Here is a 15,282-nt window from a genome sequence, read left to right as displayed (position 1 = left end):
GTTGTACAAGCCGTCGCGAGATTTCGGGGAGGTGGTCCAGCATGTCTGCGCCGGTTGACCAGACGACGCCTGCGCCGGCTACGCCCGGAATGGTGTGGATCCCCGGCGGCGAGTTCACCATGGGATCAGACGACCATTACCCTGAGGAACGGCCGGCGCACAAGGTGCATGTCGACGGGTTCTTCATCGACGTCCATGCGGTGACAAATGGCCAGTTCAGTGAATTCGTCGCGGCCACCGGATACGTGACCGTAGCCGAGCGGGCCCCGCACCCGTCAACCTATCCTTCCGTCGACCCGGACGCGCTGGTGCCGGGCGCGCTCGTGTTTCACCGGACCGACGGTCCGGTGCCGCTGACCGACTTCCGGCAATGGTGGCGATGGGTTCCGGGCGCGTGCTGGCACCGCCCCGAAGGTCCGGGGAGCGGCATCGACGAACGGCTGGATTACCCGGTGGTCCAGATCGCCTATGCCGACGCGCTGGCCTATGCCCGGTGGGCGGGCAAGTCACTGCCGACGGAGGCGCAGTGGGAGTACGCAGCCCGGGGCGGACTCGACGGCGCCACCTACGCCTGGGGGAACGAGTTCACCCCCGGCGGGAGGCTGATGGCGAACACATGGCACGGCGATTTCCCGTGGGAAAATCTCGCCCCCGCCGGCTACCAGGGCACCACCCCCGTCGGGATGTTTCCCCCCAACGGGTACGGCCTGTACGACATGTGCGGCAACGTCTGGGAGTGGACGCGCGACCTGTACTCCGCTGTGCACCCCGCGCCAGCTTCCACCTGCTGTTCGCCCGCGCCCCCGCGGCGCAACCCGCGCGGCGGTCCGTCGACGGCGAGCGTCGACCCCGCCACCGGCCTGCCCCGACGCGTGGTCAAGGGCGGCTCGTGGTTGTGCGCGCCCTCGTACTGCCTGCGCTACCGCCCGGCCGCCCGCCAACCGCAGACGGTCGACAGCGCAACCAACCACATGGGTCTGCGCTGCGTACGCAGCTCGTGATTCGTCGATCCGCGCGCTCCGCCGAGCCCCGGGCCGCCGGTTAGGGCAGTGTGGTGGCGACCAGGTGGTTCAGCGCCCTGGTGGCGAGGTCGCGTTGGATCTCGGCGTACTCGGCGGTGCCGGCGAGGTTGTGGGTCTCATCGGGGTTGGTGGCGAGGTCGAACAGTTCGAGGTAGTCGCGGTCCTGACGGTGGGCGTGGACGAGCTTGTGGGTGCCGTCGGTGATGGTGAGGAACCGTTCGCCTTCGGCGTACACGTGGCTGTGGCCGGGTCGGTCGAGATGGCGTCCGTCGAGTCGCCCAGGCTCAGTGGCGGTTGAGCCGGTGGCGGTGAGTGTGGGGTACAGGTCGACCAGGCTGGTGAGCCGGTCACTGCGGGTGCCGGCCAGTTCCCGATATGGGCGGCGATAGATCAGCGGGACGTGGAGTACGTCCTGGTAGTAGCCGTTGTTCTTGCCCCAGAAGCCGTGGTTGCCGAGCATCTCACCGTGGTCACAGGTGAAGACGATGGTGAGGTTGTCGCCGAAGCGGGCTTCCGCGGCGTCGATGATGGCCCCGACCTGGTCGTCGATGAGGGCGATGTTGGCGGCGTAGAGATGGCGGAGCCGGTGCCAGTAATCGCTGGTGCGCTCGTGCCAACTGCCGCCCTCCATCCAGCCGGCATGGGGGCCGTGGAAGCTGTGGTAGTGCAGCCGGTCTGGTGAGGTGAACTCACCGGGGTCGACGAATGGTTGGCCGAGGGCGCTGGTGTCGACGCGGTCGAGATACCCGCTGGGTGCGTCGAAGGGGAAGTGGGGGCCGGAGAAGGAGATCCAGCCGAACAGGGGCATGCCGTCGGGGTGTTCGCGGATGGTGTCGACGGCGTTGCGGCCGACCCAGGCGTCCGGGTGCCATTCGGCGGGGCCGGGGAAGGTGAAGACCTTGGCGTACTCCCGGTTCCACACCGCCGCCCGGTACCCCTCCAGGTAACCGGCGGCGTCGAGTTCCTTGGTGTAGTCGTCTTCGAACCAGACCGAGACCTGCTTGTCGTCCTGCAACCGCAGATGCTCGATGCCGAGCGAGCGATAGTAGGCGTGGAAGTCGTCGTACGGCAGAGTTCGGTCCGGGCGGGTTTCGCCGTACGGCACCGGAGCGTAGTGGCACTTGCCGATGTGCGCGGTGCGGTAGCCGGCGTCACGCAGCGTCCGGTAAAGGTTCGGCATTTCAGGCGACAGCCGAATGTCGCGGAAGTTGGAGTAGGCACCGTGATGGCGTGGCCACAACCCGGTCAGCATCGACGCCCGCGACGGCAGGCACCACGGACTGGCCGTGTAGGCGCGGTCGTACACCGTCCCCGAGGCCGCCATCCGGTCCAGGTTCGGGGTCGCCACCGCGCGCCCTCCGTAACAGCCCAACCCGTCACGGCGCAACTGGTCGGCTGTGATCAACAAGATCGCTGGTCGATCCGAACTCACCAGAATCTCCCTCCACTCGTTCCGGCGCGTCGGTCCTGCTACTAGAGCGGCTGGTGGATCCGGTACGGCGCGTGCCAGTTGTGCGGGGCGGTCTTCGGCAGGTAGGTGGCCTTCGGCAGGTCGTCGCTCACCCGCATGGTCCACCCGAGTAATCGCTCGGTCAGCTCAGCGCGCACCCCACGAAGCTCGGGGTCGTCCCACCGGTTGCGCAGCTCCATCGGATCGTCGGTCAGGTCGTACAGCTCGCCGCGTCCGACCACGTCGTAGACCAGCTTGTAGGGCCCGCGCCGCACCATTCGGGTCGTACCGCTCTGGGTCACCGAGTTCAACTCGTCGTACCTGCTGCCTTCGTACGGGAAGTGCAGTTCCGGCCGCTCGTCCGGGTCGTACGGCAGTCCGCCGAAGCCGTGCTCGGCGTACCCGCAGTCGAACTCCTCCGCCGGGTAGTCGGCGCCGGTGAGCATGGGCCAGAGGCTGCGGCCCTGTACGCCGAGCGGGATCGGCTCGCCCACCGCCTCGCACAGCGTCGGGAAAATGTCCACCATGGAGACGAAGTCGGCGTCGTTGGTGCTGGTCACGATGCCCGGCCCGGAGAAGACCAGCGGGATGCGCATCAGCACCTCCGGGACACCGGCACCCTTGCGTTGCAGCCCGTAGTCGCCGACATAGTCACCGTGGTCGGAGACGAACACCACGATCGTGTCGTCCGCGACGCCGATCTCGGTGAGGTGTCGCAGCAGCCGCTCGATCTGGTCGTCGATGAGACGCAGCATCCCGCAGTACGTTGCCCGGTAACGCCGCCACAGTTTGTCGTAGCCCGGGCGCTTCTCCTCGACGACGGTGCGCAGCCAGACCCACGGGCCGCCCTTGGCCAGCGCCGCTTCCGGGCCACAGGCCCGATCCGGCACGGTGTCCGGGTCGAACAGGGAGAAGTACGGCTCGGGAGCCTGATACGGGTTGTGCGGCTCCGGAAAGGACACCCAGCAGAAGAACGGCCGGTCCTCGGCGCGCCCGTCGATCGCGGCGATAGCGTCGGATACGATGCGATACGGGAACTGCCGCTCAACAGCGAAAGGCGTCGGTTCCAGGCTCGGTCCGTGGTCCAGCCCCCGTAGCCACTCGGCGAACGCGGCATCCTCGGCGTCACCATCCGGACCCGTCTCGTGTATGTACGGCCCGGAGTAGGTGTCGTAGTCCTCCCGCCGCCGGTAGACGTGCGGCTTGCCCGCGAAGTGCAGCGAATAGCCGGCGGCGCGCAGTACGTCCAGCAGGTCGTCGCCGCGCACCACCGCGTGCGGCGCGCTGTTCTGCCGCACCCGGTGCGCGGACGGGAAGCGTCCGGTCAGCAGGCTGGTCCGCGCCGGGACACAGGCCGGCGAGCTGGTGTAGGCGTTGGCCAGGCGGGTGCCCCGGGCGGCCAGGGTGTCGAGGCACGGCATCGTGTCGAGCGCGAAGCCCTCCCCCGCGGTGAAGCCCTGACGCTGCTGGTCGGTCATCACCAGCAGGATGTTCGGCCGGTTCCGGGACGCCCCGGGCGTCGCCGCACCAACCTCTGCTCGCCCCGGTCCGGTGAGCGTCATGCGGCCGGTTGGGGCTCGCGGCCGAAGCCGAGTTCTGTCGTACGCTGACGGAAGGCCTTGACCGCGTCCGCGTGCACGGGTGAGTCGATCACGTTCACGGTCTCGCCCGAGTCGGCGTGCAGGTCGAACAAGACCTCGGGCATCTCCTCGCCGTAGTACTGATACTTGAGCCCGCCGCGCTTGATCATCAGGTTCCGCCCGTTGTACTGGGAGACGGCCTCGTCGTCCCATCCCGCAGCGTCACCGTGGAGCAGCGGCACCAGGCTGCGGCTGTCCAGCCCACCGGGGACCGGCACGCCGGCCAGCTCGCACAGGGTGGCGAAGAGGTCGCACAGGCTGACGTTCTCGTCGACGGCCCGTCCACCAATGAGGGCAGCCGGCCAGCGCACAATCAACGGCACCCGGACGCTGCCCTCGAAGAACTTCTGCTTTTCGAACACCCCGTGCTCGCCAAGCATCTCGCCGTGGTCCGCGGTGTAGACGACGATCCACTCATCGAGGTCCTGGCCGACCTGTCGCAGCGCGTCGAGCACCCGGCCCAGCCGGGCGTCCATGCTCTCCACCATCGCGTAGTAGGCGGCGGTGGCCCGCCTGATCTCCCGCTCGCTCGCGTCCCGGCCCGCGACCACCCGCAGCCCGCCACCGAGGAACGGATGGTCGAAGGGCTGCTGCCCGGCGAACGTGTCCACCCTCGGCAGGTAGTAGGCGAACCGCTCCGGATCCTCGGCGAGGAACGGGTAATGCGGCTCGGTCAGGCTCACTTTCAGCAGCAGTGGCTGATCCGGGATGGCGCGGTCGTAGAACGGGTCGACGAAATGCCGGGTCAGGTAGTCGATCGCGCCGAGCACCGTGTACTCGTCGGCGACCGCGCACGGCCCGCGTCCGGCCCCCGCGCGGCGGACCTCCTTGGCGATCGGCCACTTGTGCCCGATCGGGTTGGTCGTGTCGACAGCCCGCCCGGCGACGTGCCGCGGGTCCAATGTCACGTCACCACCGACCCGCGCGGTCCAGCCCTGCATCTGGTCCGGTCCGGTGTGGTGCAGCTTGCCGCAGGCGACGGTGGCGTAGCCGTACTGGGCGAACCGCCGCGCGAACGTCATGTGGCCGGGCGCCAGGTCCTCGCCGTAACGCTCGCAGCCGGTCGTGCGGGGGAACTGCCCGGCCATCATCGACTGCCGTCCGGGCACGCAGATCGGGGCCGGGGTGTATGCGTTGGTGAAGACCGTTCCCTCGCGAGCGAGCGCGTCGAGGACCGGGGTTCGAGCCACCGGGTTGCCGGCGAAACCGGCCACGTCAGCCCGGTGCTCATCACCCATGAGGAACAGGATGTTGGGTCGTCGGTCCATCGTGCTTGGCTGCCTCCTGTCGGTCGCCGGCCGGGCGTTTTCACTCCTTGGCCCGTCGGGGTTCGCGTGTGCCGTCACCGCGGGTGCGTCACCAGCGCCGCCGCGGAAACCGCAGCAGCACTGCGCCGGTGCTGGGCACGTGGAACGTCACCCGGCCGTGCCGGACCGGCCGGTGGCCGACTGCCGTGTCGTGCTTGTCGGCGCTGAACTCCCACATCGTTCCCATGGCCCGGTCGAGCAGCTCGGAAAGGTCAGCCTGCACGTCGTACCCGGACACGGCCGAGCTGTTGGTGACCAGCAGGTCGATCCCATCGTCGACGTTCTCGGTGGTAATCGCCAGCAGGTCGGGGTTACTGGCGACGCTCCGGTGCGTGGGCCGGCCGCCCTGCAGCGCCCGGATGCCGAGACGCATGGCGTAGTACGTGGTGCGGCGGGTGCCGTCGGCGCCGATGAGGTACGCGCGGGTCGGCGCGTCGTAGAGGTTCACGATGTGGCTGCCGTACACGTAATGGTCGCCCGGCCACGACCCGCGGATCAGGGTGTTGATCATCTCGACGCCGTACGGGACCTTGTGGTACGTGTCGGCGCCGCGGAACACCGGCCCCCACTCGGTAATCCACAGCGGTCGGTCCGGGTAGCCGAACTCGTTCATGATCTCGTGGATCTCGCGGACTCGGTCGCTGGAGTCCACCCCGAAGTCGTGGTAGTCGACGGCATCGAAGTACTGCGGCACCTTGCGGAAGGCGTCCTTGATCCAGCCGAACCGTTCGCCGGCCTCGTTGACCGAGGTGGACGCGGTGACCGGCGCGTAGGCCCGGTACGGCCGACCCGGCAGATACTTCTGGTAGACGTGGTCGATCGCGTCCTTCGTCAGCTTGACGAACTCCCAGTAGTCGTCCTCGGTGGCGATGCCCTTCCAACCCTGGCCGGGGTGGTTCGGCTCGTTTCCCAGCTCCCAGTCGTCGACCCGATAGTCGTTGCGGACGTTCATCCAGTAGACCACCGCGAAAACGTGCTGCCACCACTCGTTGCGACCCTCCGGCGTGTTCGGCGGGTTGAGCCGGGCCGCCCAGTCCGGCTTGATCTGCGCGTTCTGCACCCGCAGTGACACCACCGGCTTGACGCCCGCGTCCCTAAGGTCACCGAAGATCTTCCGGCTGTTGCCCTGCCAGCCCACCCCGGGTTCGGTCGCGTACCAGAACGGGCTGCCCTCGGGCGGGTTGGTGAAGATCTCATCCCACCAGGCCCAGTTGACCACGCCCGCGTCGGCCTTGATGTGTTCGATGGTCGGCGCGCCGAAGACGCCGTCGTCGTCGAGGTACTCCCACGGACCCATCCCGCCGTAGAAGCGGTAGGTGTTCATGCCGAGATCCTTGAAGTCGGCGATGTCGAAGTTGGTGATGCCCCGGTCCGCCCCGATGTAGCGGGTGCTCACCCCCCACTGCTCCCCGTGCACCTTGATCGTCGCCTCCGCGGGGGCCGCGGTTGCGGCTCGACCGGTGGCGGCGCCGCCGAGCAGGACCGCGGCGGAGGCGCCGCCACCCAGCTCCAGCAGCCTTCTCCTGGTGAGCATCGGCTCGGACACGTTCGACCACCTCGCACTCTGTCGTCGTCACGATGGCTTCGGCCGGACCCGAGTCGTGCCCCAGCGAGGAAAGCGCTTCCGGTCGGCCGGTTGCCGATCAGTGAACACCGTTCGATCGTTTTAGTAAACGGTTTCGAAGCTATTGACTTGATCTGATCTGGTCGGCCACGCTCACCAACCATGACGACCTGTCAGCCATCGCCATCCGTCGACCCGTTGGCCCGCGGGACGCCCAGACCGGCTGGCTGCCGGCCGAGCCGCTGGAGGTGCCGTTGGGAGGTCGCGCGGGCCAGCGGCTTCCGCGCTCTGAGCACCTTCACGGCAAAGGTCCGGAGGCACGGCTCGAGCAAGGCATCCACCGTACGCGCGCATACCCGACACGAAAGGGGCAGGCCATGTTCCGTCGAAGGTGGTCGACACTCGCACTGGCGCTGGCCACAGCGGCGGCCACGCTGCTGGTCGGTCCGGCCGTATCCTCCGCCCGGCCACCGACAGCGTCGACCCAGGCGGCGGCTGCGGGCACCCACGCCCAAGGCATCGCCGACAGCGGCGAAAGCACCTTCGCCAGTCCGCTCTGGCCCGGATTGAACGTGATCCGCGGACGGGTGATCGTCCCCTACGACGTGGCGCTGCGCCCCGCATCCGACGCCCGCCGACAGAAGTTCGAGGCCTGGCTGGCCAACGCCGAGAACGCGGGCGTGACCCGCAACGTCGGGCTGGCCCGGATTCCGGAGCCGGACCGGCCCGGGTACGGCCGGGCGCCGGATGAAGCCACGTACCGCAACGCCTTCGCGGCGTTCATCGCGGCCTTCGGCGCGCGGGTCGATGCGATCGGCCCGTGGAACGAGCCGAACTTCCGCCCCACCGACGGCTCCCGGCTACTGCTGCCCGGTGGGCAGTACTACCTGGACGACCCGGGCGGTGGCTGCAACGGCGCCAATCCGCTGGTCGCCAACTGCGGGCCACGGATGGCCGCCTACTACTACCGCTGGGCGGCCGTCGACTGCCCGAGCTGCCTGCTCGCCGCCGGGGAGTTCGCCGGCACGCAGAGCTCGGACTACGTCCAGAAGTACAAGCGGCATCTCGGCACCCACCGCCCCAACCTGTGGAGCGTGCACAACTACGCCGACGTGATCCGCTACCAGGTCAGCGGCGAGCACACCCCGGCTGAGCTGAATAACTTCCTCGACGAGCTGTACTGCGCCGGCAGCCACCACTGCGTGCCCGGCCAGACCGACTGGTCCAGCGGCAACGTCTGGATCAGCGAGACCGGTGCCTACTACCAGCTCGACTGCCGCACCCACAACGTGTCCTGCGACCCGGGCACGAACGTCCACGTCCTCGGCGAGACCTCACAGTGCCAGGCCGCCGCCTTCATCAACCGGTTCTCCAACGTCAGCGGCAAGATCACCCGGATCTACTTCTACACCTTCACCGACGGGCGCTCCGGCGACAACACCGGCATCGTCAACGCCGCCGGCACCGCACCGCGCAAGGCGTACTACGTCGTACGCGACCGCGCCGAGTCCTGCACCTATTGACGCACACCAGAGCGGTGAGGATCCCAGGCCGCTCGGGCTCGGGGACCTGACCACGTACGCCGCTGCCGGCGGGACCACCTGGTCCCGCCGGCAGCCGGCGCATCTGGTTGCGCGATGACCCCTACTCGCTCGGGGTTCCGTCATGGATCCGGGGCCATCCGCCGGAGCGGTCCCAGTGCAGGACGTCCATCATGAGGTAGCGGCCACCGGTGCAGGACTCTCCGGACTGACTCAGGTAGGCGTGATAGAAGACCAGCCAGCCGTCGGGCGTGTTCTCGATGCCCTGGTGCCCCACACCGCAGTAGTTCGGATCGTTGTTGCCGGACAGGATCGGGCCCCCGCTCGGGTCCTTGGTGAAGGTGCCGGTGGGCGAGGCGGAGCGGGCCACCCCGATCGCGTAGGTGTCGCGGCTGTAGGTGGCCCCACTGTAGTAAAGCCAGTAGTAGCCGCTGCGGTAGACCATCGTCGGCCCTTCGACGCTCACGCCCTCCCAGGCCCGAGTAGGCGCGAGAATGTGGTGCGGCGTACCGATGCCGGTGAGACCGTCGTTGTTGATCGACCGGATCACGATCTGCTTGGTGCCCTCGGTTGACTTGGGGTCGTTCTTGTACATCAGGTAGTGCTGCTGCCCCACTGGATCCCAGAAGATCGCCGCGTCGATGATGCTGTAGGCCGCCGTCGGATGGCACAGCAACGGCCGTCCGAGGTCGGTGAAGTTGTACGGCGTCGACGACGTGGCCCGGCCGATGCACCGCTTACCGGTGGCGTTGTTGATGGCGGCGAAGTACGCCACGTACTGGCCGATCGCGTGGAAGAAGTAGATCTCCGGCGCCCAGTAGCCGTGCGACGGGTCCGACCAACTGGGCAGCTTGCCAGGTTCGAAGACATGGCCGGCGTTGGACCAGGTATGCCGATCGGCGGAGACGCGGACCGGCATCGCCCGACCGTTCGAGTCCACACCGGAGGTTGCTGCGACGTAATACTGGCCGTTGGTGTAAATCGTGCCGGGATCGGCCGTGCCACCCCAGGTGAACAGCGGATTGGGGAAGGTTCCGGCAACGGCGGGGCCAGGCGGGGCGGCGAGGACGGCCACCACCGCAAGCGCGGCGGCGAGCCAGCGACGGATCTTCACGAGCAGCTCTCCTTTGCCAGCGTTGCTCAGGTCGCATCGACCCGGGTGCGACCCATGAGCTGGTCCGTGTCGGAGCGATACTCGGCGGTGAGCCGGGCCGGGCTCACCGCCGTGTCGACGTCGAGCCTGCCTCCCTCCCGGTTGGCTACCGATCTCAACGGGCGGCGAGGGTCGCCTCCCGGATGCGCTCGAGGTCCACCTTCGGTGTGCGATCGGCGCGCAGCAGGCCGTTGACCTCCTGCTCGACGTCGGTCAGCTGGGTCCAACAGAAGCCTCGCAGCACCGGCGACGATGCCACAGCGTCCACCATCGCGGCGTACCGACGGAGCAGCTCCTCGCCGTCCTCCACCGACGAGTAGCCCCAGCCATCGGTGTCGCCGGTGAACGACACCCCACCGAACTCCGTGACCAGGAGCGGTTGGCCCTGGTAGGCCGCGTCGACCACCAGCGCCGGCCGGCGGGCGGGCTCGCCCGTGAGCGCCGCCTCGACTGACGAGTAGCCAGCCCGCAGTTGGTCGGCTCCGCGGTAGTCGTGCAATGTCACCAGGTCGGTGTCCGCGTGCTCCCAGCCGTCGTTGGAGACCACGAGTCGCGACGTGTCGAGTGTCTTGGTCAGGTGGTACATGGCGCGGAGGTGGGCGCGCTGCCGGGCATCGGTGCGCAGGTGCGGTACGCCCCAGCTTTCGTTCATCGGCACCCAGACGACGACGCACGGGTGGTTGTGATCCCGCCGCAGCGCCTCCGTCCACTCCGCCGTGATCCGGTGCACGTAGTCCCTGCTGTGGGCGTAGGCGTTGGCCATCTCACCCCAGACCAGGAATCCGAGCCGGTCCGCCCAGTACAACCAGCGCGGATCCTCGATCTTCTGGTGCTTGCGGGCGCCGTTGAAGCCCATCGCCTTCGCCAGCTCGATGTCACGTCGCAGGTCGTCGTCGGTGGGCGCGGTCATCAGCCCGTCAGGGAAGTAACCCTGGTCGAGCACGAGCCGCTGGATGTATGGCAGGCCGTTGAGCAGCACCTTGCCGTTGCGCACCGCGATCGAACGCATGCCCGCGTACGACTCGACCCGGTCGACAATCGCCCCGTCGACGTCGCGGAGCGCGACCACCAGGTCGTACAGCTGAGGGTTTTCGGGGCTCCACAGCGCGACTCCGGGCCACTCGCCGATGTGCGGGTGGGGCGGGGTCGCGCCGCACCGGCCGAGCTGCAACGGATGCGCGAGCGCGGGCCCGTCGACGTCGACGACGTCCCGGGCGACCTGCTGACCGTCGAGGGATGCGGTGATCTCCACGGTCATGCCGGCGACCGGTCGGGCGAAGGTGATTTCCATGTCGAGCCGCCCGCTGGGGACATCGGGGGTGAACAGCAACTCCGCGATGTGGCTGCGGGGCACCGGTTCCAGCCATACGCTCTGCCAGATGCCGGTCGTCGGGGTGTAGAAGATGCCCTCGGACTCGTTTCGCCAGTACTGCTTGCCCCGCGGCATCGCGAGGTCGTCGAGCGGGTCGGCGGCCCGGACGACGAGCACATGGTCGCCGCCGCCGGACAGCGGCTCGGTGATGTCGGCGTGGAACGGGGTGTGCCCGCCGCGGTGCTCGGCGACGAGGTGCCCGTCGATCCAGACCGTGGCGTGGTAGTCGACCGCGCCGAAGTGCAGCAGGATCCGGTCGTCGGGCGCGGCGTCGGCCGGACGGCGCAGCATGCGGGCGTACCAGACGACATCGTGACGGTCCCGCTCGCCGATGCCGGACAGCTTTGCCTGAGGGCAGAACGGCACCACGATCGTACGGTCGAACGGGCCGTTCCTCTCGGCGAGTGCCGCGGCGGTGACCGTATGCCAGCCCGCGTCACGGCCGATGTCGGTGTCGTCGTAGCCGAAGGCCCAGGTACCGTTGAGACTCGTCCAGCGGTCACGACGCAACTGCGGGCGCGGGTATTCCGGCCGGGGTAGCGAATCACTCACGCTCACGCTCGTCTCCGCTTCATTTCCGTCATGACATTCCACCGCATTGAGTCCGGCGCTTGGCTCCGCACCGTCGCTCATGCGACGACCGGCATCATCACCAGCGCACACAGGCGCCAGTAACCTTCGCGGAGATCGCCGGTGAGTTCGAGGTCGGCCGTGCGACCGGTGGCCCCGCCGTCGAGGTCGAAGCCGAGCCACTCGAACCGGCCCTCGGGGATGATGTCGTTACCGGACTCGGCGAGCAGTTGCCCGCCCTCACGGACGATCGTGTTGCCCGACGCGAAGTCGGTGTCTCCGGTCAGCAGGTGGACGCGGTGGACGCCGGCCGGGACGAACAACCGGAGGATGTACGGCTGGTCTCGGCCCAGGGCGAAGTCGCGCTGCAGTACGGGGAAGCTGCCCCGGTCACGGAACCCTGGGGCCGTCCCCACCCATCCGTAGCCTCGCGCCGGGTCCCACAGGTCGGCTGACGAGAGCCGCTGGTAGCCGGCGAGGACAGGGCTGGCCGGGCCGCCGGCGTCGAGGGCGAGCGGGACCGTGTCCCCCGCGGGTACGGCGACGACGGAGAGGTCGCCGAACACGCCGTACAGTCGCGTGTCACCGGCCGTCACCTCCACCTTGAAGACCTCCGCGAGGGGTGTCGGGGAAGCCGGGGGCACCACCGGCACGGCCACCGTGGTCGCGGACGACGGCTCCAGGACCTGGGTGAGGATCCCGCCGTCCCAGCCCTCCGGCACCTCTACGGTCACCGCTACCTTGACCGGCTCGGATGTCAGGTTGGTGAGGCCGATGTCGACGGAGCTGGCTCGGCCCGAGAACATCGTGCCCGCTTTGACTTCGCTGACCTCCACGCCGGGGATCCGCCGTGCGCCGGGCACCCCGGCCGCGACGACGAATGAGGCCAGCGTGCCGAGCTTGGCCTGAGGGTTGCTCGCACCGGAGACGGCCATGAAGTCGGTCTTCCACTCGTCACGGGTGAGGGTGCAGCGGGTGTAGCCCCGGTGCGCGCCGTCGAAGAACTTGACGTGCGGGTTCGCCGACAGGGCGGCCTCGACCTGGCCCCGCCAACCGCACCCTGAGCTGATGGACGTACCGACGAACTCGGTCGCGATCGTCTCGGAATCGACCTCGGCGAAGTCCGCCTTCAGGTCGTTCGCCCACGCGGAATGCCAGTCACCGGAGAGCACGACGACGTTGCGAAGGTCCCGCCGCTGGATGTGGTCGAGGATCCTGCCGCGGGCGGCCACGTAGCCGTCCCACTGGTCGTGGTTGATGCTCTCCCCCGCGCCGGGTTCGTAGTCGTACTGGGCCATCACCACCTGCTGGGCAATGACGTTCCAGCGGGCCCTGCCGCGCTCGAGGCCGTCGAGCAGCCAACGCTCCTGCTCCGGCCCGATCATCGTCATCGTCGGGTCCAGGGATCCGGGCTCACGCGGGGCGATGAAGGTCTCCGTCGCCTGATTGCTCCGGTACTGCCGAGTGTCGAGCACGTGGAACTCGGCGAGATCACCGAAGGTGAGGCGCCGGTGCATCCGCATGTCCGGGCCGTTCGGTATCGAGGCTCGCCGCAGCGGGAGGTGCTCGTAGTAGGCCTGGAAGGCCGCGGCCCGCATGAGCAGGAACTCCTCCCTGCTGACGTCCGGGTAGTTCTGCGGGTACTCACCAGCCCAGTCGTTGTCCACCTCGTGGTCGTCGAAGGTGACGACGAACGGGAAGGCGGCGTGGGCGGCCTGCAGGTCGGGAGAGGTCTTGTAGAGCGAGTGGAGGTTCCGGAAGTCCGCCAGGGTCGCGGTGTCCGCCTGCTCGTAGATGTAGTCGCCGACATGGAGAACGAGGTCGAAATCTTCGGCGGCCATGTTCGCGTAGGCGGCGTAGGTTCCCCCTGTCCAGGACTGGCAGGACACCAGCGCGAGCACAAGCCGATCGACGCGGGTTCTGGGTGCGGGCGCAGTCTTGGTTCGGCCGACCGGGCTGATCGCGGCGCCCGCCCGGAACCGGTAGAAGTACTCCCGGCCCGGCCGAAGCCCGCTGACCTCTGGATGGACGGAGTACCCGAGTTGTGGCGTCGCCGTCGCTGTCCCGCGCCGAACGACCTTCCGGAATCGCTCGTCCTCGGCGACCTCCCAGCGCACCCCGATCTCGTCCTGGTGCATTCCGCCGCTGCCGTCCTCGGCCAACGGGTCGGGGGCGAGCCTGGTCCACAGCACCACGCCGTCGGGCAGCGGATCGCCGGAGGCTACCCCGAGGGTGAAAGGATTGTCGGAGAATTTCGGATTGGCGTCTGCCCGCCCGCTCTCCAGGCCGGCGCCGAGGGCAACCGCTACGGCGCTCATCCCCGACAGCCGCAGGGCATCTCGGCGGCGCAGTCCGCCGCTCAGCCGGGCGGCGCCGCCGCCTTCATCACCCATGACGATTGTCTCCTTATCGATGTCTGCTGGTCAGCTTCGATGCGAATGGAGCCGGCGGGGTGCGCCGGTGAACCAGACCAGGTTCGCCGGTTCCGGTTGCCGGCACGCAACCGGTGCCCGACCCTGGCGTTACGGGTCCAGCAGGGCGGGCGGTACGAACCTCGCCGGTGGATGGGGGCGTCCAGTGACGTGGTCGCTACGGCCGCCAGTCGACGACCGGCCAGTCGTGGTGGAACTTGAGGCGTGCCCACCAGAGCAGCCGGGCGGACCCCGGGTTGGCGCGCTCGCGGGCGTGGAAGAAGATCTGCCAGCGGTTGTTGCCGTCCGGCATCGGGAACTGCCCGCCCGGGCCGTCGAGCACGTCGTCGCTGGCGAGGATGGGCTCGCCGTGCTTTTCGTAACCGTGGTCGATGTGACGGGACCGGGCGACCCCCACGGCGTAGGTGGCGTTGCCGTAGTTGTTGCCGCTGTAGAACAGGTAGTACCAGCCCTTGTGGTGGATCAGTGAGGGCGCCTCGACGACCTTGCCCTCCCACTCGAGCGTGTTGAACAGCAGATCGGTGGAGGGGCCGACCAGGGTGAGCCCATCCGCGGTCACCTCTTGCAGCACGAGCGCCGTCGGGCGGGGCGGGGTGAGCGCGTTTGTGTTGTTCTTCCACAGGAGGTAGCTGCGCCCGGTGGTCGGATCGACGAAGAAGCTCGGATCGATCACGCTGTAATCGGGCCGACTCACCAGCGGGGCGCCGAGATCCGTCCACGGCCCCTCCGGATGCTCGGCGGTCGCCGCTCCGATGCAGAACCACCGCTGCGGGCCGTCTGCGGAGTAGTAGGCGACGTAGCGTCCGCCGATCGCATGCACCTCCGGCGCCCAGAACCGCTTCGGCCCGGTGACCCAGGTGGGCAGGGCGCCGATGGGGAACACCCGGCCGACATCGGTCCACGTCGTGCCGCCGTCCACGGATCGCCGGATCGGGATGGCGCCGGTGCCCGAGCCCGAGGTGGAGTAGCAGTACCAGGTGTCACCGACCCGCAGGACGCCCGGATCGGCACCACCCAGCCGGTGCACGGGCGAGGGGAAGTCTTTGCCAACGGCGCTTGCCGGAGTTCCCGCGAGCAGCACTGCGCCACCGGCGCCAAGCGCCCCCGCCAGCAGTTGTCGTCGGGTCACATCGGTCATCCGGACTCCTTTGGAGACGGGCGCGTGGTGACACCCCACCATCCGTGAGCTGTTCCGTCAATCGTTTACGAAACTTTTCTCGGATCCTGTCAC

The 15,282-nt window shown here is 68.5% G+C and carries 10 protein-coding genes; 2 read left to right on the top strand and 8 right to left on the bottom strand.

Going from position 1 to position 15,282, the window contains the following annotated elements; all coding sequences use genetic code 11:
- Positions 1 to 41: 41 nt before the first annotated feature.
- Positions 42 to 1,001 (top strand): formylglycine-generating enzyme family protein, encoded by a 960-nt coding sequence (locus ACVCAH_RS25135; RefSeq protein WP_447138662.1) that lies wholly within the window; start codon positions 42 to 44, stop codon positions 999 to 1,001.
- 40 nt (positions 1,002 to 1,041) lie between these two features.
- Here the strand turns inward: ACVCAH_RS25135 and ACVCAH_RS25130 are convergent, their stop codons facing one another.
- From ACVCAH_RS25130 to ACVCAH_RS25115, 4 genes are all read right to left on the bottom strand, one after another.
- The gene (locus ACVCAH_RS25130) at positions 1,042 to 2,454 is read right to left on the bottom strand and encodes a sulfatase family protein (protein WP_447138661.1); all 1,413 of its coding nucleotides are present in this window, start codon (positions 2,452 to 2,454) and stop codon (positions 1,042 to 1,044) included.
- A 41-nt stretch (positions 2,455 to 2,495) separates the two neighbouring features.
- Positions 2,496 to 4,034 (bottom strand): sulfatase-like hydrolase/transferase, encoded by a 1,539-nt coding sequence (locus ACVCAH_RS25125; protein ID WP_447138660.1) that lies wholly within the window; start codon positions 4,032 to 4,034, stop codon positions 2,496 to 2,498.
- Positions 4,031 to 5,380, bottom strand: coding sequence for a sulfatase-like hydrolase/transferase (locus ACVCAH_RS25120; RefSeq protein WP_447138659.1), 1,350 nt, complete (start codon positions 5,378 to 5,380; stop codon positions 4,031 to 4,033). The genes ACVCAH_RS25125 and ACVCAH_RS25120 overlap by 4 nt, the downstream gene beginning before the upstream one ends.
- 88 nt (positions 5,381 to 5,468) lie before the next feature.
- Entirely contained in the window at positions 5,469 to 6,965 is a 1,497-nt protein-coding gene (locus ACVCAH_RS25115; RefSeq protein WP_447138658.1) for a hypothetical protein, read from the bottom strand.
- Between the two features lie 395 nt (positions 6,966 to 7,360).
- Here ACVCAH_RS25115 and ACVCAH_RS25110 point away from each other — a divergent pair, with 395 nt between their 5' ends.
- Positions 7,361 to 8,506 carry a hypothetical protein gene (locus ACVCAH_RS25110; RefSeq protein ID WP_447138657.1) on the top strand — a complete coding sequence of 382 codons (1,146 nt, stop codon included), beginning with the start codon at positions 7,361 to 7,363 and terminating at the stop codon, positions 8,504 to 8,506.
- Between the two features lie 121 nt (positions 8,507 to 8,627).
- On the opposite strand, the gene ACVCAH_RS25105 is transcribed toward ACVCAH_RS25110, so the two are convergent.
- The 4 genes from ACVCAH_RS25105 to ACVCAH_RS25090 all read right to left on the bottom strand — a co-directional run bounded on the left by ACVCAH_RS25105 (position 8,628) and on the right by ACVCAH_RS25090 (position 15,189).
- On the bottom strand, positions 8,628 to 9,638 hold the full coding sequence (locus tag ACVCAH_RS25105; RefSeq protein ID WP_447138656.1) for a glycoside hydrolase family 43 protein: 1,011 nt from the start codon (positions 9,636 to 9,638) through the stop codon (positions 8,628 to 8,630).
- Between the two features lie 154 nt (positions 9,639 to 9,792).
- Positions 9,793 to 11,607, bottom strand: a complete 1,815-nt coding sequence (locus ACVCAH_RS25100) for a glycoside hydrolase family 2 protein (protein ID WP_447138655.1) — start codon at positions 11,605 to 11,607, stop codon at positions 9,793 to 9,795.
- Positions 11,608 to 11,678: 71 nt separating this feature from the next.
- On the bottom strand, positions 11,679 to 14,012 hold the full coding sequence (locus ACVCAH_RS25095; RefSeq protein ID WP_447138654.1) for an alkaline phosphatase D family protein: 2,334 nt from the start codon (positions 14,010 to 14,012) through the stop codon (positions 11,679 to 11,681).
- Positions 14,013 to 14,208: 196 nt separating this feature from the next.
- Positions 14,209 to 15,189 carry a glycoside hydrolase family 43 protein gene (locus tag ACVCAH_RS25090; RefSeq protein ID WP_447138653.1) on the bottom strand — a complete coding sequence of 327 codons (981 nt, stop codon included), beginning with the start codon at positions 15,187 to 15,189 and terminating at the stop codon, positions 14,209 to 14,211.
- Positions 15,190 to 15,282: the final 93 nt, after the last annotated feature.

The organism is Micromonospora sp. LZ34, assembly GCF_052981855.1.
The sequence above is the reverse complement of the archived record's forward strand: the minus strand, read 5'-3'. Positions and strand labels throughout refer to the sequence as shown.